Below are 18,890 nucleotides of genomic sequence, written 5' to 3'. Positions count from 1 at the left end.
TCCATGGTTTTTTGATTAGATTCAACCTTTAGTCTGAAATTGAATGACAAAGCGAATATTACTTTTTTTTTACTTACTAATAGGCCTGATACTGCAGGCTCAACTGCTGTTTCCGCTTAATGAGAAAAAATTCACAGACAGCTTAGAATGGGTGGTTAAAAATAATAAAGATGCCCTTTCAAAGGCTGATGCCTGTTTTCTGCTATCCAATTATTACAGAAATACCGATACCATTTCAAGCCGTAAGTATTTAAATAATGGAAAAGCATTAGGTGGAAAAGATGCATTTACCGTGGCCAAATACCATTATTATGAGGGACAGTATTTTCTGGATCAGGATAAAGATAAAGCAGCGCAATCTTATCATAAAGCCATAGAAGCTTTTTCAAAATTAAAGGACAGAAAAGCTGACCTCTACAAGTCTTTATGTTGGTATGGCTACGGTATTACCCAAAAGAATAAGGAAGGCTATCCTTATTTAATTAAAGTGATACTTGAAAAGAGTATTCCTACAGCTGAAAAATATGGTGACAGCAAGATTACAGGATTTTTGTACACGCAGCTTGGGTTAATGCTCACCTACAACGCGGAATTTGAAAAGGCTGGTAATTATAACACAAAAGCGCTCGATATTCTTGAGAAAAAAGCTCCTCATTCTACGGAGTTATTTTACAATTACCTGAATATCTCCACCAATTATTGTTATCAGGTCAAAGCCGATATCGGAAAAAAATATCTGGACAAGGCAGAGAAAATGATATCACCCTATCCTGATTCCTCTTCCAACGCTTTATTTTATTACAGCAAAACATTGTATTATGTCAGCAAGCAAGGGCATGATCAGGCATTGGCAGCCATAGAAAAAGGATTGTTTTACACTAAAAAGTTCAATCAGAAGCTGCTGATGCAGATGTTCTATTTTCATAAATATGACATTTTAAAAAAGGAAAAAAAATATGTGGAAGCCAAAGATCTTCTGGAGGAAATTCTTGCAGAGAAAACCCTTGCTACAGATCTTAACAACAAGAAAACACTCTACAGCCATTTATCGAATATCAATGAGATCATGGGAAATCCTACTCAGGCTCTGGCTTGGGAGAAAAAATATTCAAAACTGAACGACAGTATCAATGCGGAAAACATTAAACTGGAGATCAATAAACTGGAAACCAAATACAATACTTCTGAAAAGGAAAGAAGAATCGCTTTCCTCGATGCTGAAAAAAATCAGAAGGAAATGGAGGTCAATAAAAAGAATTATTATCTGTGGGTATTGAGCCTTTTCCTGCTGTTTATTATGATCGTTCTGGTGTTTTTATTCATCATTTACAGGAACAATAAAAAACTGTCTGAGCAGAAAGAGATCAACCTCCGGCAGAAAATTGAAGATATTAATCAGAAAGAAGAGTTGGCATTAACGAAAGCCATTCTGGAAGGCGAAGAAAGAGAAAGAGAACGTATTGCAAAAGATCTCCATGATGGTCTGGGCGGAATGCTGGCAGGCGTTAAAATAAATTTCTCCACCTGGTCTGCAGGGCATCTTGAAGTTGAGCAACACAAAGATTTTTATAAGATTTTGGATCGTCTTGACCTTTCCATATCTGAACTCAGACATGTGGCCAGAAACCTGATGCCGGAATCTTTACTTAATTTTGGCCTTGAAACTGCTTTGAATGACCTCTGTGAATTTTATATCCGGAAAGATCTGGATATTTATTTCCAGCCTATCAATATAGAAAAAGATCTTCCGCTTACGATCCAGCTTAATATTTACAGGATTGTACAGGAACTTCTGGCTAATGCGGTGAAACATTCCGGAGCCAGCAATATTCTTCTTCAGTGCTCCCAGTCCGGCGAAAACTTCATGATCACCATAGAAGACAACGGGAAAGGATTTGATAAAGACATCGAAAAACCATCGAAAAGCATGGGCTTTCACAATCTGAAAAACCGGGTTAATTATTTTAAAGGAAAAATGGAAGTAAGCTCAGATAACCAGGGCACAACAATTAACATCGAACTCAATATCCATGGTGAATGAAAAAATAAATATTGTCATTGTAGACGATCATCCTATCGTCATAGAAGGACTCAAAATGATGCTGAAAAGTCAGCCTTTTTTCAATATCTCAGAAAGTTTTACTTCCGGATCGGAAATCATCAGTTTTATCCGTTCTCATCAGGTGGATATTATTCTTCTGGATATCACATTACCTGATGCCAACGGAACAGAACTGTGCAGGGAAATTAAGAAAATATCACCGGAGACTTCTGTGATCATGTTCAGTAACCGTTCGGAGCGAAGCATTATCATGCAGTCTATACAGAACGGAGCCAGCGGTTATCTTCTGAAAAACATTTCAATAGATGAGCTTGTAGTCTGTATCAAAGGGGCACTTTCAGGAAATATTGTTTTCTGTAATGAAACCAAACAGATCATCAGCCGGCCTTCTCAAAACGACTTACCGGTTCCAAGACTCACGAAACGTGAAAAACAGATTCTGCAAATGGTTGCACAGGGAAAAACAAGTGCTATGATTGCGGAAGAACTTTTTCTCAGCCCGCTTACTGTAGATACACACCGTAAGAATCTGCTGCAAAAATTTCAGGCCAGAAATTCTACAGAGCTCATCAACCGGGCTACCCAACATCATATGATTGAGGAATAAAAACAAAAAACCGCTTTAAAAAAGCGGTTTTTATTATATATAAGAAATATATTTTATAATTCTAAGAAGCTGTAGTCTATAGAAGCTACCAAAGGACCTGCTCCAACCATCTTTTTGGTTTTTACAATTTCCCCGTCTATCCAAAGGTTAACGACCAGTTCGGAAGTAGCGTCAGGAAGATCTGCTTTAGCATCAAGGTTCAACTGTGCCTGGCTTGAATTTACGAAAAACTCTCCGCTCGTCCATGTCGTCCCTACAGGGTCGAAAATATCAGTTTTTACGGTTCCTACCTGTGTTACAATTGCTCTGATAACACCACCGGTTGTTGTTTTCACTTCAAACTGAACAACGTGATCTGCAAACTCTTCGTCATCATTATCCTTTTTACAAGAATTCACCACAGTAATTACAGAAAATAATAAAACGAATAAAAAAGAAAGTCTTAGTAAACTTTTTGATTTGTAAAATTGCTTCATTTCTCCAAATAGATTTTTAATGTTTCAAATATAAGTTTTTTATTAATATAAAAATAACTTTTATGAAAAATTTCCAATAAAGATTTCCAAATAATATCAAATCAGCAAAAAGCATAATTTCAGGATCGGCCCGTATTTGCGCCTTTCATCCGGTCAATATTAAATATAGATATACGCGTTCCGGTTTTGAAGTCGACAATGTGATTTATTAATTATATTTGCCGTATGAATTTAGATTATATAGTAAGAGAACCGGAACATATTACCCCAGATACTACTGTACTTTTCATGCTCCATGGTTATGGCAGTAATGAACAGGATCTTTTCAGCTTCAGGGAAACGCTTCCTGCAGACTGGCTTATCGTAAGTTTCAGAGCACCCAGAGATACTCAGTTTGAAGGGTATTCATGGTTTGATATAGATTTCAATAATGCTGAAAATTTCATTGATCTTGCCCAAGCGAAGGAATCACTGGACAGCGTACTGGAAAACATCCTGAAGATTGTCAATCATTATGGAATTACTCAAGGGAAGGTACATTTGTGCGGCTTCAGCCAGGGTGGAATATTATGCTATGCTTTGGCTTTAAAACATCCGGAACTATTTAATTATGTGGCTTGTCTGAGCAGTTACCCTGAAGAAAAACTTCTGGACGGTATCGTTAAGGACAAAAAGAAACTGGAAAGACTTCGTTTTTTCATCTCCCACGGAACAGATGATGCGGTTATCCCTCTTGAATGGGGAAGAAAGGCAGCAGATCTTCTGTATGACCTGAGCTGTTATTTTTCGTTCAGAGAATATATGAGCGGACATGGCGTCAATCAGAAAAACTATATGGATCTGATGGAATTTTACTCAAAATAGGATTTTAGGTAGCAGGGATTAGGTAGCAGGTGGCAGATATTAGGTTGTAGGGATTAGGGGTTGTCCCTGATGTTGAAGCTATAGTCTTTTTATTTTGGTTAAGAGCTAAGAAGCAAGATGTTAGATGATGTTAGACATCAGATTTCTATATTGAGATTAAGTAAAGTGAAAGCCTCCAACCCGGCATCCCGCTTTAAATAACTCATCACTCATAATTTATAACTCATCACTTTTCAAAACCCTCCCACTCTCAAACTCTCTGACGCCAAATCTTCGTAACCCGAATTCAGGTTATTTTGAAAACATTTAAACAATACGCACTGTCTGATGCAGTTTATATAAACATTCCTGTCTTTGGAATGTTTTTTTATGCTTAGTAACGATAATTTCACTAAATTCAGTAAATGAAACTTAAGCTTCTTTTACTGGCATTATTCTTTAGCATTTTTCTTAGTGCCCAGAACTCTTTCGAGCTCATTAATGCCAAAAAAGCAGTGATCCCTTTTAAGCTCATCAACAACCTCATCTTTATCCCGGTTAATGTTAATGGGGCAGAACTTACATTTATGCTGGACACCGGCGTTGCTGAGACCATTCTTTTCAGTCTTGACAACAAGGAAGTGAAACTCGAAAATATCGAAAAAATAAAATTTTCAGGCTTGGGTGGAAATGTCAGTATAGACGGTTTTAAATCTGACCGTAATATTGCTAAAATAGGAAATCATCTTATCAATACCTCCATGCTTCTTTTTATCGTTATTGATGAAGAATTCAATATATCATCTCATATCGGAATTCCTGTGAACGGAGTGATTGGGTCCCATTTTTTCAAAAACCATCCGATATCGATAGACTATATTTCTAAAAAAATAACCGTTTATGAGGATATTGATGTTTTCAAAAGGAAGCTCAGAAAGTTCACGGAACTTCCCATGACCATAGAAAAGGACAAACCTTACATCAATGCCGATGTAGAGATGACGAATGATAAGAAAAGTTCAAAGCTTCTGATCGACCTTGGCAACAGTGATGCTATCTGGCTCTTCCCTACTCTGATCAAAGATTTTGTATACAACAGACCCAATATAGATGATTATCTGGGCCGCGGATTCAATGGAGATATTTATGGGAAAAGAAGCAGAATCCACAATTTCTATCTGGGAGATTTTAAATTCGAGATGCCTCTTACCGCAATGCCCGATGAATACTCTATCCAGCATGTGAATCTCGTTGCCAACCGGAAAGGATCTGTAGGCGGGGAAATCATCAGAAGGTTTACCACTATTTTCGATTATACTGCAGGAAAAATTTACCTGAAAAAAAATAAAAACTTCGACGATCCTTTTCATTTTAACATGAGCGGATTAGACTTTAAACAGGATGGACTGGAATGGCATGAAGACCGGGTAAAAATTGAACCCAAAAAAATATCTGAAGCCAGTACTGAAATTTCTGTTGTTAATAATTTTCAGTATAAATTTACTTTAAAACCTATATTTTCAATAGCAGGGATAAGAAAAGACTCACCCGGATTTAAAGCAGGTTTGAAAAAAGACGACCGTGTACTGATTATCAATGGAAGCCGTACCTCCGAAATGACCATGGAAAAAATTATGGAGCTGATGAAATCTGAGGAAGGAAAAAACATCACCATGGTGGTCCAGAGAAAGAATATGGAAATGACCTTTAACTTTGTCCTGGAAGACCCTATCCCGTACCAGGAGTAGCCTATGAAAACAGAAGAAAGCACAATAGATAAAATAAGAACCCGCCCGAGATTTAAGATGTTTACCCATCTTACCAAGGAAGAATATGCGGAAAACTTAAAAAAATACCTCGCCGATCACAAAGATGAATTCTCCGGAAACATCAACAAGGAAGTGGCCACGATCTGGGTAGAAACGAAATATGATAATTACTCAAAGCCCAGATTATCTTTAAGAATAGAAATTGAAGACGATGAAACTGCCATACGCGGAGTATTCGGTCCCAGTTCTGCAGTGTGGACGTTCTTTATGTTTCTTTATTTTTCCTTTTCAATTCTGTGGATGACTTTCTTTACGATGTACTACGTGGAAAAGCAGATAAAAAGCGCTGAGTTCCCGTGGGCACTGAGCGCTTCATTTATAATGTTATTCTGTATTCTTCTTACCTATGCGGCGGCCAGATTCGGGCAGCATAAAGGAAAGGAAGAGATGCTTAAGCTTAGAAGATTTGCTGAAGAATCTACTTTACAGTTTGAAAAGAAAATTAATTAACAGGAACTTCTGCAGGTTTTTCACTTTGAACCGGAGCCATGGCTTTAGCGGTTTTAATGGAATCTGCGACTTTTTCCCTGTTATCCTGTTCTTTTATCATTCTGTCTACGTTAGGCTCCAGGAGTTTGGTCATTTCTTCTACCGAAATATTATTGGCATTGGGATCATCCAAAAGCTTTTTCCAAGGCTTTCTTCCGCCCCATTTATAATCTCCGAAAACCATTACTGCCGTACCTTTTGCTTTGGTAGTGGCACCTCCGGGATTCAGTATCCAGGTATCAGCGTATGAATATAACCACTGTGCATCTTTCATCAACAAACGAAGACACGAATGCGATGCAGGATAACCCGGAAGATCATACTGGTGCCATCCTATTCCTCCGATATTATGGATATTGAAGTTATAAGGAAGTTTCCATTCAGTACTCACCGTTGAGATGGACAGTTTCTTTTTCCAGTTGGCAAAAGTAAGTCCACGCGTTGTCTGTGCAGCTTTTTTTCCCATACTGGTTGGTCCCCATTTTACAAGACTTCCGTTAGAATATACTCCGTAAGCCTGAATCGGATAGGAAAATATGACGAATTTTTTCACTCCGCTCAATACATCCAACTGCATTGGGAATGGTGAATAAGACATCAGCGTCGTATCTATTTTAGCAGGAACCACCAAGGTATCCGTATTGAATCTGTTTTTAGAATCAAGTCTGTTTAATGCTAAAATCGCATAACGTTCTTTTTCGCTGTATTTTTTACTGAATTCCGCGTATACAGAATCTCTCATCTTTTTATCCTTGGGAAGGACAAAAGCATTATAGAAACCGTTTTCCTGCATTGCCGGCGGAACGGATTCTTTCTGTACTACAGAATCTTTTTTGATGGAATCTTTTTCTACGGCAGGAGTCTCTGATGAGGAAACCGTATCTTTAAGAGTATCGCTTATTTTTTCAATTTCTTTTTTACATGAAACCAGCATTGCGGCGCTAAAGCAGGCATATAAAAATATTTTTTTCACAGATATGTTTTTCATAAATAAAACAGGCCATTTAGTTTGGTTACCCATTGCAAATATCAGACCTAAATTTGAATCATAAAAGACATTGTAAAAAATACCGTAAAAAAACGGTATTGGACTCTATTGTTTTACAGCAGTTTATTCGTTTTAGCGTAAGCAAGGGCTTCAGCAATGTTATTGACACCTATTTTATCAAACAGCTTTTTCCGGTGAAATTTTACAGTATCGGCAGAAATAAACAGTTTTTCTCCAATTTCATTGATCGTCAGTCCACTGGCGTATAAACTCAGAATTTCATATTCTCTCTGGGAAAGCTTTATTTTTTCTTCTTTCTCCCATTTTTTGGCTACAATATCATACTTCCAGAATTCATCCGATCTCTCTTTGCTTATCACAATATTCCCCGAAGAGGTATTATTGGAAAGTGAAACGATACACAATGCTTTCCAGATCTGTCCTCCTTCGGTAAGAAAAACGGGTGTGAGCTTATGATTGACAAGAACCTTATTCTTTTTGCCATTGATCAGGTAAAAATCGTACGAGATAGAATATAGCTTTCGCTCATCTACAGGAATATTCTCATAGAATTCAAATCCTGCTTCGTTGATCTTTATTAAAAGCTCCACATCTTCAGGTTTTACATTCTGAAAATAAAAAGCATAGCCTAAAGCTTTCACCTCTTCCGATGATTTTCCACACAGGAACAGCGGATTTTCAGAGACATAATCAAAAGCTCTGGTCTGATAATCGATCACATATAAACTCTGATACGTGAGCCTGGAAAAAGCCTTTATAGCTTCCAGATAGTTTCCCACCTGGCTGCGATCTATTTCAGCATTATTGCTGACCTCATTTTTTTCGTTAAAAAATCTATTAATTTCTTCCATACACCCTTAATAAATTGGCACAATTACTACCCAAAAGTGTAGTATTTACATCATTTATACAAATCTACACAAAAGTGTAGTGCTTATCAAAATACTGTGATCTAATTTTGCTGAAAATAACCTCAGTTCTGTACCTAAAACAAATTAATAGCCCAAAGATGAAAAGTATCTGTTTTTATCCTCTATTTATTTTTTCTGCAGCACTTGTTATTCTACTGTCCTCTTTCCAGATCACCAAAGGCAGACATCTTTACCGCAATCAGTGGAAAATTCCTGCTCACAAAAATCTGAAAATCAAAAATTCGTCGAAAGAGATTCTTGAAGTGGTTTTATACAACCCTTCACAGAAAGACAACCTTCAATATGCAATCAATAACCATGAAATAAAGGAGCTGCCCAAGAATGATTCGGTCAAAGTTAGAGTAGATTTCGCCCGTGAAGTTTTTATCGTAAATAATTCAGCCCATGAGGGCTTGTTCAGACTGAAAATAATAAATAACGCCGGCCGAATTAAAGCAGCCCTTAGAGATCAGCTACCCTTATAACAGAATTCATTTTCTGTAAAAAAAACCACAAACTGTTTGAAACATCATATCAGCTGATCCTCATCTATTACTGTCTTTTTGGGCAGTAATTTTTTTTGGAGTGATAGGTTGGAGAGTTTGAGGGTTTGAGAGTTATAGTTGTTTGTTGGTATGTCTGATATCTGGAATCTTACGTCTTATCTCTTGACTAAAACCTAAAGACCATAGGTTCAACCTTCGGCCTAATCCCTAATCCCTAATCCCTAATCCCTAATCCCTAGTACCTGCTACCTCGTCCCAACCCACTTCAAAGCTCCATTTTTATCAAAACGGTAAGCATCCTGATGCCACGAAGCTCCTCCTCTGCATCCGGTGTACAGCAGTTTATTTTTTTTGTCTACCGATACATCACAAAGGCACGAACAGGCTGACTTGGAATAATCCGGTTCTTTGAACAGATCAAAACGCTTCGTTTTCGGGTTATAAAGATAAATGGTAAACGTACTGTAAACACCCATTCCTGCATCCGGAATGGTGAACGCTAGATCATCATATCCGTCAAAATTATAATCTTCAATAATGCTTTGCTGGGCTGGATCCGGACTGTCCGGAAAAGGAAGTTCTGCGGTCATCTTTTTCCCGTCAGGATATTCGATCAGCAGGTTGTTATTATAAAAATGATTAAAAGAAATTATGGCGCCATGCAGCAGGTATTTATCCTCGCCGTCCGGTTCTCCCTCTTCTTCTAAAAGTTCAAGGTCAAAATGTGTGAAATCGCGTATTCTGACGTAAGAAGGATCTACAATAACATTCTTCATTTGCATCATTTTATAGGTTCCGTTAAGTTTTCCGTTAACCATTTCATCCCATACAAAATAATGATGGGCAGGCTGACCGGGGCCTTGCGAAATGGTATCCAGCTTGTAACTCTTGACTTTCAACGGAATAATTTCTTTCTTCCCTTCATACTGTATAAAAGCTCCTTTCCCGCCATTCCCATAATACAGCTTTAGCCTGAGTTCTTTCATGTCAGTAACATATTTTAAAGTGATCGGCTGGGCGTGCAGAAAAGTCCCGAAAATAGCAATTACAAAGAGTAGAAAAAGTTTTTTCATAGTCTGTCTTTATCGGCTTATAGGTTATTAATGATTATTTAAATTGAGAATTAAACCTGGAATAATAAACTCCCCACAGAATAAACCAGGGAAGATTGGAGATCAACAAAAACACAGCTCCTTGCCCATCAATCTTTCCGCCGGAAATTTCAATGAAAAAGTATCCGGTGATCAATATCGGAAGCAGAAACCAGCACAGCCATCTTTTTATTTTCCCCTGAAATGTGTTTAACAAAGAAAAAAGGCTGCTGAAAGAAACCATCGACAAAGACAGAATCCAAATAATCAGAAGACCATAGGCAATGCCACTCATATCACAGTTTCTGGGATGCTCATAATCACGTGGAACTTCGGTGATCATCATGTAGATAATCAGAATAACCGTCGAAATTACTGTAGCAATAAACCATGTTTTAAGAATGGAAAGCAGAATAAATTTTCTCTGTGACATTGAACTTGTTTATGAATTTCACTAATGTAGCAATAAACCTTGAATAAATCATTCGTCCGAACTATCTGAACAAAAATAACCATACAATATACTTCTTTTAACGAACATATACCTGTGAAAAACTGAACCCGTGTTTAACCAAAATTCCTACTCAATGAATATGGACACCGGATCTATCTAAGTTTATAGACTTATCGATTTAAGAGTTTCTATCACTTATCTATAATTGAACCCTTTAATATTCCGATAAAATATACGGGATACAATGGAAACTTTTATCTAGATTTGTCTTTAGCAGCAAATAATAAAATGTATGAAAAAAGTAGGACTGGTAGGCGGAATAAGCTGGGTATCCACATTGGATTATTATCAATTCATCAATGAAGGGGTCAATGCCAGACTGGGAGGACTAAACGCAGCGGAATGCATGATCTATTCCCTGAATTTTGGAGACCTTCAGGCTAAAGGATGGGTCAATTCCTTCGAATTACTATTAAACGCCTGTAATCACCTTAAAAACACCGGAGCAGACGGCATTGTGCTCTGTGCCAATACCGCCCATCTCTTCGCAGATGAGCTTCAGGCCTCCGTACAACTTCCGATTATTCATTTAGGTACAGAAACCGCAAAAGCCATACAGAAAGCCGGACTTACAAAAGTCGGCTTAATCGGAACAAAGTTTACTATGGAAATGGATTTCTACCAAAACAAACTTAAAGAACACGGACTGGAAGTACTGATTCCTGAAAAACAGGAAACAAGGGATTATATACAACATACTGTAAAGGATGAACTGGGAGTAGGATTCATTAATCCGGAAACCAAAACCAATTATATTTCCATTGCAGAAGAACTGATCAGCCGTGGCGCCGAATGTATTATTCTGGGTTGCACGGAAATCCCTATGCTTATCAATCAAGGTGATTTTAACGTACCTGTTTTTGATACTACAAAAATACATTGCGAGGCTATTGTGGAATATATTGTTTCGTAAAATTTAAAGAAAATTCACATCAACAAGAAACCCCTTCAAACAGTTGAACGGGTTAAAAAAAATGAAATACAGCTGGAATCTACTCTATGGTAGAATCTTCATATCCAACTCAAAAACCAACACATTAAACACTATTCATTTGTATAAAATAATTTTTTCCATGCACTTATGGTATTTCTGCTTAATCTAAAGTATGCAGCCACCTGAGTGTTGTTTAATTTTTTTTTTTTTTGATAATCTAAAATGAAAAATATTGTCTTTTTATCGTACGAACGGCACTTTTGATTGAAATCATAATTTTGATTACCTACAGTTCCAAATATCAGAGAGTTAAGAACGATGACATCCATTACAGATAATTCTTGCTTACTTAATATCTTTTCGCAACTTTTTTTTTTATCCGGAAATTTTTTCGTGATCATATCACTATAAATTTTTTTATAATCTGGGGTCAGAAATTTTCTTTGTGTTTTGCGATCCATTTGAATAAAGTCGTTTTAGGTATTCTGTATTCATCAATAATTTGCTGCTTTGTTTTTTCTTTTTTATCAACTTCTTCCAGAATAAAATCTATTATTTCTTTGGTATAAATATTTTTCCTGAATGTAGGGAGTAAAGTTTTTCTGTTTTTAGTCAATTTCCCACTACTTATTTTGCTTTGAGGCGCATAAAGTATTAGGTGTTGTGTATAAATGCGAAAAAAATCATATTCTAAGAGTTTGCTCCATTTTAATAGAATCTCAGTATCCATTGACTCCTGCTGAAGAATCTCTTCAACTTTTTCTCTTTCATATTTAAAAAAGTTACAAATTCTGTCCATATCCATATCAAGTTCTTCCAACCTTTGTTTTATTAAATGACTGATATTGATAGATTTTAAATTATTCATGGCTGATATTGAAGTATTAAAAAACGGCAATGCATCTTTGTTCCTTAAAAATAGTCTATGATTCTGAAAAAGTTACAAGAACAATCTTGAGAGGCATTGCCGTCAAATATTATTTTTTATTTAACAAACCACTGGACATATCTTCCTTCACCGTTGTTAAACGAATGCGGTGCTCTACCAGTTCCTACACATTCTGTAACCCCTGCATAATCATCAGATGCGGCATTTCCGCATTTTCCGATATGATGATTGAAAGTACTATCACCATAGTTCCCCCAAATATCATCAAGTGCCGTTAAATTTGTATTGATGGTTGCCCCATTACTTGCTGTATAAGAAAAAGCATAACTTGGAGGGGCATTCTGATGACTAATCACTTTAGCATATCCTGCATTATAAAGTCTTGCATAATTCCATGCCTGCCCATCAAATGAAACATAGTTACCATTGATTGTTCCATCCATACTATAATTCTTTCCAAAAATCTTCCCTGAAACTTTCACATAAGGAAAATCAGCAAATATTCCCCCAATCATGTCATAAGCACCTGAAGTAGGAATATTAAAATCAATTACTGCATAGTTATTATTAGCCCATGAGTCTGTATTATTAGCTACATTAGCCACATCATTCACAATTCTTACCCTGTATTGATTTTTTGTCGCATTACTTCTTATATTTTGTCGTACAGCAACAGGTAACAAATAATTTTTATAAGTTACAATACCGGACAGTCCTGTTGCTGCAGTATAATTTCTGTTATCATTAACATTCAGATTTTGAGAGTTATTGATCAGAAAATTGGTATCATCTACAAAGGCTGCTTTTTCAGAATATGATTGAATTAAGGTGTAGCCTCCATTGGTCATGTCACAATAAGTCTTGGTGGCTGTTCCGTTCAAACCTTTAATAAAATACTCTCCGTCTGCTGCTGCCGGATTCAATTGTAAAATCTGGTAACATCTGTCTGCCGGATTAACAAACGTTCCCACACTTGTAATCACATTGATAGTAAAGGTACATGTCGCAGATCCTGGGATAGTAAAACTATATGAGCTATTATTCGCTACAATGGCAGGAGTACCCTGACCATAAAGTCTTATGCTGTTTGTGGAAGCTCGTATTGCAATAGTTCCTGATGAAAATTTCACCCCATTGATTAAGGAGGTTTCCACTATAATATTACCTGGTGTTGTAACACCAGTAACAGGAATATCAATATAATTCGTAGCATCCAAGGCGATTCCCTGTCTGTAGATTCCATGAACAGTGCTACCTGAACAGTTGATAGAAAATAATGTTGTCGAACCATTGACATGTATTACCGGCAGTGTACATGCAGGAGCTACATTTACACCATTAAAGGTGATTGAGGGGCTATTATTTGAAGGACCTGTTATAGGGCTCCCTTGTCCAGCCAATACTACATCAAAAATACCTGTTTCTGTAAAGGTCCCTGATTTACTGAAGGAGTATCCATTTCCTGTGGTGGCTAGGATCTGATAATTACCGACACTTGTAACGTTTACTTTTATGGTATAGGTATTGTTTACGGCGTCTAATATCGTTCCCTGCGTATAGGTACCTGACGGTCCGGTCGGACTACTACAATCCAGCAGCCCAAAGGTTGCGGGCTCAAAAGAACCGCATAAACTGAGCCATTTACTAGCATTTCCGTCAAAATAATTCAGACAGTTAGTCGTTGTATTGTAGATTAGCAGCCCGTTAGCTGCCGGAGTTGAAATAGCATTCCTGTTTGAACTTGACATCCTTGGTAAGAGTATACCTTTTGCATTGGAGCTGATATCCAATACGGCATTGGTATCTGCTAAAGATGACCCGATAGATACCTGTCCCATATGGTAGATAGGCTCTGTATTTGAAACAGCTCCTTGCCCATCCGTATTTTTCCAAGGCTCCGAACCACTTCCCAAAGCTATCCACTGGGATAGAATAGCATCATAATAATAGTATCCTGCGGTGGATATATTTTTAGTTTTTGGAGATGGAGAGCTTACTGCATCAGTAACAAATACAATAGCTCCTTTTTGATCATCATTGTAATAAGAATCCATTCCCTGCAGCTGATCTCCCGACAAGCGAGGAGGAAGAACTCCTATAGGGCTATTATTGGTATTAGCCACTATATCTAAAGTTGCTTTCGGTGTACTGGTATTAATACCCACCTGTCCGAAAAATAAATTCGAACATACCATCAAAAATGGGAAAAATAATTTTTTTTTCATAAGTTGACATTTAAATAGCTGTTAAGCGTTGTTTGAATAATGTCAAAGGTAGAGGAATACTATATCCAGAATTTTCAAAAATAAGCCACATCCTACATATGATTAACATTTAATAAAAACCTAACAATCAGTAATTTAAACTAGTCATATTCAACATTAGTAAAAAATATCGAAAATGGTAAACATCTATTAAAAAAAAATTAGTTAAGTAAACTATATTTGCATTTAACTACTATACAGTAAGCGCAAAATATGGAACATGATTTGATAAAAAGAGAGCTAATAAGAAAGTACTTATATCTCATAGTGCTGTTTTGTTTGATATTCGCATGTTTTTATTTATCAATCAATCTCAACAAATTTATCATTTGTTATATAGCAGCAGGACTATTTTGTATTTTTTACAGTATACTGATAACCAGCAGAAATTATAATGTAGAAACTGCAGTGCATTGTTGGCTTATACTTGCACCCTTGTATATTTCACCCTATTTTATTATTTTCTGGCACTATTCCTTCATTTCCTACATATGGATATTACCGATTCCTTTTGTTGTATATATATTCTTTTCAGTAAGAATGATGATTAGATACACAATCGGTCTTTTTCTATATGTCATTATCATTATTGTTTTAGCAGAAAAAATAAATTATCAGGAAGTGTACATGACCAGAAAACAACTTTTGACATCTGATATTCTTGTAGTAATTTGTAATATATCTGTATTTGTACTATTACTTTACTATCTTGATAAACTGAAAACACCTTTATTCTTCCCTGCCGAAAAACAGAATAAAGACAGAGATAGGATAATAAATAAACCTCTCCAAAAAGACCTGAAAAAGTATAAAGACTTATTTAATGATATTTCAGTATTCATGGAGACTAATAAACCTTTTAAAAATAGTGATTTAACTATATCCAATTTAGCTACACAAATAAATTCAAATAATACCTATATATCAAAAGCCATCAAACTTAAGGGCTACGCTAATTTTAATAACTATCTCAACTCGTACAGAATAAAATATGTTAAAGAACTGATGAAAGAAGAGAAATCAAAACATTTTACATTAGTATACATTTACACGGAAGCAGGGTTCACAAGCCAATCTACTTTTAACAGGGTATTTAAGCAGTTTGAAGGAATAAGTCCCGCAAAATATATGAAGCTTAACATAAAAGAAGAAGATGAATGATAGAAAGTATTTCTGATACTATTTCCTGAAAACAATAAACCTTCATTCTAAGAAATTCATATATTATAAAAACAAAAAACCCCTTCAATTACTTAAAGGGGTTTTAAAGATCTTGCGATCCGGACGGGACTCGAACCCGCGACCTCCGCCGTGACAGGGCGGCATTCTAACCAGCTGAACTACCGGATCAATTTTTTTAAAGTAAATTGATGAAAACTTCTGCGATCCGGACGGGACTCGAACCCGCGACCTCCGCCGTGACAGGGCGGCATTCTAACCAGCTGAACTACCGGATCAATTTTTTTAAAAGAAATTGAATAAAAACTTTTGCGATCCGGACGGGACTCGAACCCGCGACCTCCGCCGTGACAGGGCGGCATTCTAACCAGCTGAACTACCGGATCTAATTTTTTTTAAAAGTAAATTGAAAAACTTTTGCGATCCGGACGGGACTCGAACCCGCGACCTCCGCCGTGACAGGGCGGCATTCTAACCAGCTGAACTACCGGATCATTTTCTGTTGTTATAAAGAACGTTGTTTCTTTTTTGTGATTGCAAAACTACGACTTTTTTTATTACCTGCAAATTATTTCTAAATAAAAAGCCTTCCAAAAACGGAAGGCCTTCATTATCAAAGTTATTTTTTTACAAGTGCGCGCTTAATTTCTCAGCAATGATCTCCTTTGGAGTCACGCCTACCAATTTATCAACCACTTCACCGTTCTTAAAAATCAGAACTGTAGGGATATTTCTGATGCCATACTGCATTGAAATTTCCTGATTGTTGTCTACATCAACTTTTCCTACCACTGCTTTTCCTTCAAAATCTGATGCTACTTCTTCGATGATTGGTCCCAAAGTTCTGCATGGTCCGCACCATACTGCCCAAAAGTCTACCAATACCGGCTTATCTGATTTTAAAACCGTTTCCTGAAATGAGCTGTCCGTAATTTCTAAAGCCATTTTGTTTCTTTTATTTAAATTAATATTTATATTCTTATTTCAATCCGTAATTGGATATTCAAAATTACGATTTTTAAGCAATAAGACTATCTATGCTCAACATTTGTTTTTTCTATAGCAAAATCTTTTGAAATTTCCTTCAAAGCATCTGCCAGAGCATCGATATCTGCTTTTGTCGTCATATGGCTGAATGAGATACGTAATGGCGTACAATGGTCCATTTCATCCTCAGAAAGCACCATCATCATCACCATCGAAGGTTTGGACGCTCCTGAAGAGCATGCGCTGCCCTGAGAGATCGCAATTCCCTTCATATCCAGCTGAAGTCCTATCAATGGATTTTTATATGGAAGTAAGGCGCTTAAAACACTGTCTACACTATTTTCCATTTCACCACTTCGTCCATTGAATTTAATATTCGGAACCTCTGCAGATAATCTTTCAATCGCGTATTCTTTAATTTCTCTGATATGACCGGCATACGCCTCCATATTATTAACACACAGCTCCAAAGCCTTACCTAATCCAACGATACCGGAAACGTTTTCAGTTCCAGCTCTCAGACTTCTTTCCTGAGGCCCGCCAGTGATAATTCCTTTCATTCCTGTAGCCTTTCTGATAAAAGCAAACCCTATTCCTTTCGGACCGTGAAATTTATGTGCACTGCATGATGCAAAATCTACAGGAATCTCTGAAAAGTCAAATGCCATGTGAGCCATGGTCTTCACCGTATCAGAATGGTAAAGAGCATTGTTGGCTTTGCATAATTCTGCAATTTTTTTAATGTCTACAATGTTTCCAATTTCATTATTGGCATGCATTAAGCTTACTAAAGTCTTTTTATCTGAAGATTTTAAAAGCTCTTCCAGCTTGTTAAGATCAATATCTCCTTTTTCATTAGGGCGAATGTAGACTACTTCTACTCCCCTTCTGTTTTTCATATCTAAAATGCTCTCAGAAACACATTTATGTTCCAGAGGAGAGCTGATGATCCTTTCCACTCCAAGGTGTTCTACACTTGATTTGATGATCATATTGTTCGATTCTGTTCCGCACGAAGTAAAGATAATCTCCGCAGGAGTTACATGAAGATAGTCTGCAACCTGTCTTCTTACATTTTCGATAAGAATTTTCGCTTCCTGACCGAAGCTGTGGGTAGAAGAAGGGTTTCCGAAATTCATTTTCATGGTCCCCACCATTGCGTCTATGACTTCTTCCGCAAGAGGCGTCGTTGCAGCGTTATCTAAATATATTTTGTTCATTTTTAATTGGAATATTTTAATTCTACTGAGGTAAACTGATAATCTGAAGGAACAGCAAAAATAAACCAGGGATTTGAAAGTACCTGAATTTCCATTCCGCCTGAAGCTGTAGCGGGAACTTCCACATACAGGATATTATTTTTTACGGATGTGTTTTTAATGCTGGTAATTCTGTGGCTACCCGATCTGAAAAGTCCCATATGATACAAAACCACTTTTTTGTTTTTTGGAAATTTCGGATAGTTAACGGATGGCTCTTTTTTCAAATCGATAAGACCGAAACTGCCTTTAATAGCGTTACGGAATTCCTGTTCATTCTTAATAATGGTAAATCCGGCTTCATCTTTACCGCCCTGCGACTCAGACACCAGAAGTTCTGCATTTTTCTGCATATCTGATGATGTTTGAGATGGCGTAGCTGTACAGCTCATTAAGATTGCAGTACCTATCACAAGCAGTCTTTTCATTTTTACATTTTTACCATCCAAAATTAGTGAAAAAATTGGTAATGACCTTCATTTGCCCATTTAAGCATCTGGCGATCTCCGGAAGTATCTCCGAAAGCGATTATTTTATCGTATTTAGAGTCGTGAATTTCAGCTTTTATTCTCACCAGTTTCTCTTTTCCGTTGCAGTTTTTGCCTATGAAGTTTCCTGTAAAAATACCATTCTTAAACTCCGCACGTGTGGATACCAGCTGCATCTTCAGTTCTTCTGCAAAAGGTTTTACCCAGATATCCAGCGACGCGGTTACCAATAAACTCTGTGTATTATTCCTATCGATATTTTGTATAAAGTCGAGGGCGTTTTCCCTTACGATTTTGGGATAATGATGTTCAAAAAACTGCTTAGATTTCAATTCGATCTTTTCCTGGGTCTGTCCTTTCAGAATAGAACCGATAAAGCTTTTCTTTACTTTTTCCGTTTCGGCAAGTTTTAGTTTCAGCAAAATGAAAAGAGGAACGTGTCTCAAAAACTGTATCCGGAATTTGGTAGAATCGTAGAATTTAAGGTACATAAACATTGTATCCTTATACGTCAGGGTTCCGTCAAAATCAAAACAATACAGTTTTTTCATTT

General features: G+C 36.8%; 20 protein-coding genes and 4 tRNA genes. 8 read left to right on the top strand and 16 right to left on the bottom strand.

The annotated features are described in order from the left end of the window. Nucleotides 1-43 precede the first annotated feature (43 nt). Nucleotides 44-2,041 carry an ATP-binding protein gene (locus tag BM143_RS08440; protein WP_090024096.1) on the top strand — a complete coding sequence of 666 codons (1,998 nt, stop codon included), beginning with the start codon at nucleotides 44-46 and terminating at the stop codon, nucleotides 2,039-2,041. Beyond that, nucleotides 2,031-2,669 carry a response regulator transcription factor gene (locus BM143_RS08435; RefSeq protein WP_090024095.1) on the top strand — a complete coding sequence of 213 codons (639 nt, stop codon included), beginning with the start codon at nucleotides 2,031-2,033 and terminating at the stop codon, nucleotides 2,667-2,669. The genes BM143_RS08440 and BM143_RS08435 overlap by 11 nt, the downstream gene beginning before the upstream one ends. A gap of 53 nt (nucleotides 2,670-2,722) precedes the next feature. Here the strand turns inward: BM143_RS08435 and BM143_RS08430 are convergent, their stop codons facing one another. Then, nucleotides 2,723-3,145, bottom strand: a complete 423-nt coding sequence (locus BM143_RS08430) for a hypothetical protein (RefSeq protein ID WP_034730009.1) — start codon at nucleotides 3,143-3,145, stop codon at nucleotides 2,723-2,725. Between the two features lie 225 nt (nucleotides 3,146-3,370). Between BM143_RS08430 and BM143_RS08425 the strand changes: the two genes are divergently transcribed. From BM143_RS08425 to BM143_RS08415, 3 genes are all read left to right on the top strand, one after another. Next, nucleotides 3,371-4,009: an alpha/beta hydrolase gene (locus tag BM143_RS08425; RefSeq protein WP_090024094.1), complete on the top strand. Its 639-nt coding sequence runs from the start codon at nucleotides 3,371-3,373 to the stop codon at nucleotides 4,007-4,009. Nucleotides 4,010-4,413: 404 nt separating this feature from the next. Next, nucleotides 4,414-5,736: an aspartyl protease family protein gene (locus BM143_RS08420; protein WP_090024093.1), complete on the top strand. Its 1,323-nt coding sequence runs from the start codon at nucleotides 4,414-4,416 to the stop codon at nucleotides 5,734-5,736. A 3-nt stretch (nucleotides 5,737-5,739) separates the two neighbouring features. Next, entirely contained in the window at nucleotides 5,740-6,267 is a 528-nt protein-coding gene (locus BM143_RS08415; RefSeq protein WP_090024092.1) for a hypothetical protein, read from the top strand. Here the strand turns inward: BM143_RS08415 and BM143_RS08410 are convergent. After that, a complete protein-coding gene (locus BM143_RS08410) occupies nucleotides 6,260-7,279 on the bottom strand; it encodes a L,D-transpeptidase (RefSeq protein ID WP_228430727.1) in 1,020 nt (339 codons plus the stop codon). The two genes, BM143_RS08415 and BM143_RS08410, sit on opposite strands and share 8 nt — an antisense overlap. A 128-nt stretch (nucleotides 7,280-7,407) precedes the next feature. Continuing rightward, nucleotides 7,408-8,166, bottom strand: coding sequence for a response regulator transcription factor (locus tag BM143_RS08405; protein ID WP_090024090.1), 759 nt, complete (start codon nucleotides 8,164-8,166; stop codon nucleotides 7,408-7,410). A 158-nt stretch (nucleotides 8,167-8,324) separates the two neighbouring features. On the opposite strand from BM143_RS08405, the gene BM143_RS08400 reads away from it, so the two are divergent. Continuing rightward, nucleotides 8,325-8,711 carry a hypothetical protein gene (locus BM143_RS08400; protein ID WP_090024089.1) on the top strand — a complete coding sequence of 129 codons (387 nt, stop codon included), beginning with the start codon at nucleotides 8,325-8,327 and terminating at the stop codon, nucleotides 8,709-8,711. Nucleotides 8,712-8,977: 266 nt separating this feature from the next. Here the strand turns inward: BM143_RS08400 and BM143_RS08395 are convergent, their stop codons facing one another. Then, on the bottom strand, nucleotides 8,978-9,805 hold the full coding sequence (locus BM143_RS08395) for an XAC2610-related protein (RefSeq protein WP_090024088.1): 828 nt from the start codon (nucleotides 9,803-9,805) through the stop codon (nucleotides 8,978-8,980). A gap of 34 nt (nucleotides 9,806-9,839) precedes the next feature. Further along, nucleotides 9,840-10,256: a hypothetical protein gene (locus BM143_RS08390; protein WP_090024087.1), complete on the bottom strand. Its 417-nt coding sequence runs from the start codon at nucleotides 10,254-10,256 to the stop codon at nucleotides 9,840-9,842. Nucleotides 10,257-10,569: 313 nt separating this feature from the next. Here BM143_RS08390 and BM143_RS08385 point away from each other — a divergent pair, with 313 nt between their 5' ends. Next, nucleotides 10,570-11,250 (top strand): aspartate/glutamate racemase family protein, encoded by a 681-nt coding sequence (locus BM143_RS08385; RefSeq protein ID WP_090024086.1) that lies wholly within the window; start codon nucleotides 10,570-10,572, stop codon nucleotides 11,248-11,250. A 131-nt stretch (nucleotides 11,251-11,381) separates the two neighbouring features. Here the strand turns inward: BM143_RS08385 and BM143_RS08380 are convergent, their stop codons facing one another. The 3 genes from BM143_RS08380 to BM143_RS08370 form a co-directional block, all read right to left on the bottom strand. Further along, nucleotides 11,382-11,732, bottom strand: a complete 351-nt coding sequence (locus BM143_RS08380; protein WP_047456273.1) for a transposase — start codon at nucleotides 11,730-11,732, stop codon at nucleotides 11,382-11,384. Then, complete coding sequence (locus tag BM143_RS08375) at nucleotides 11,702-12,139, bottom strand: hypothetical protein (RefSeq protein ID WP_047456272.1); 438 nt, start codon at nucleotides 12,137-12,139, stop codon at nucleotides 11,702-11,704. The genes BM143_RS08380 and BM143_RS08375 overlap by 31 nt, the downstream gene beginning before the upstream one ends. A gap of 116 nt (nucleotides 12,140-12,255) precedes the next feature. Beyond that, nucleotides 12,256-14,385 carry a fibrinogen-like YCDxxxxGGGW domain-containing protein gene (locus BM143_RS08370; protein ID WP_090024085.1) on the bottom strand — a complete coding sequence of 710 codons (2,130 nt, stop codon included), beginning with the start codon at nucleotides 14,383-14,385 and terminating at the stop codon, nucleotides 12,256-12,258. A 666-nt stretch (nucleotides 14,386-15,051) separates the two neighbouring features. Between BM143_RS08370 and BM143_RS23955 the strand changes: the two genes are divergently transcribed. Then, on the top strand, nucleotides 15,052-15,585 hold the full coding sequence (locus BM143_RS23955; protein WP_167375260.1) for a helix-turn-helix domain-containing protein: 534 nt from the start codon (nucleotides 15,052-15,054) through the stop codon (nucleotides 15,583-15,585). Between the two features lie 115 nt (nucleotides 15,586-15,700). Here the strand turns inward: BM143_RS23955 and BM143_RS08360 are convergent. The 8 genes from BM143_RS08360 to BM143_RS08325 all read right to left on the bottom strand — a co-directional run bounded on the left by BM143_RS08360 (nucleotide 15,701) and on the right by BM143_RS08325 (nucleotide 18,888). Beyond that, nucleotides 15,701-15,774, bottom strand: a tRNA-Asp gene (locus BM143_RS08360). A gap of 33 nt (nucleotides 15,775-15,807) precedes the next feature. Further along, nucleotides 15,808-15,881: transfer RNA gene (locus BM143_RS08355), tRNA-Asp, on the bottom strand. Nucleotides 15,882-15,915: 34 nt separating this feature from the next. Next, nucleotides 15,916-15,989, bottom strand: a tRNA-Asp gene (locus tag BM143_RS08350). A gap of 34 nt (nucleotides 15,990-16,023) precedes the next feature. Further along, nucleotides 16,024-16,097, bottom strand: a tRNA-Asp gene (locus BM143_RS08345). A gap of 133 nt (nucleotides 16,098-16,230) precedes the next feature. Further along, a complete protein-coding gene (gene trxA / locus BM143_RS08340; RefSeq protein WP_034730057.1) occupies nucleotides 16,231-16,548 on the bottom strand; it encodes a thioredoxin in 318 nt (105 codons plus the stop codon). 86 nt (nucleotides 16,549-16,634) lie between these two features. Then, nucleotides 16,635-17,810: a cysteine desulfurase family protein gene (locus tag BM143_RS08335; protein WP_090024083.1), complete on the bottom strand. Its 1,176-nt coding sequence runs from the start codon at nucleotides 17,808-17,810 to the stop codon at nucleotides 16,635-16,637. Between the two features lie 2 nt (nucleotides 17,811-17,812). Then, complete coding sequence (locus tag BM143_RS08330; protein ID WP_090024444.1) at nucleotides 17,813-18,277, bottom strand: hypothetical protein; 465 nt, start codon at nucleotides 18,275-18,277, stop codon at nucleotides 17,813-17,815. 23 nt (nucleotides 18,278-18,300) lie between these two features. After that, on the bottom strand, nucleotides 18,301-18,888 hold the full coding sequence (locus BM143_RS08325) for an HAD family hydrolase (RefSeq protein ID WP_090024082.1): 588 nt from the start codon (nucleotides 18,886-18,888) through the stop codon (nucleotides 18,301-18,303). Nucleotides 18,889-18,890: the final 2 nt, after the last annotated feature.

The sequence above is a fragment of the Chryseobacterium oleae genome (assembly GCF_900115055.1).
GTDB classification, from domain to species: Bacteria; Bacteroidota; Bacteroidia; order Flavobacteriales; family Weeksellaceae; genus Chryseobacterium; species Chryseobacterium oleae.
The sequence above is the reverse complement of the archived record's forward strand: the minus strand, read 5'-3'. Positions and strand labels throughout refer to the sequence as shown.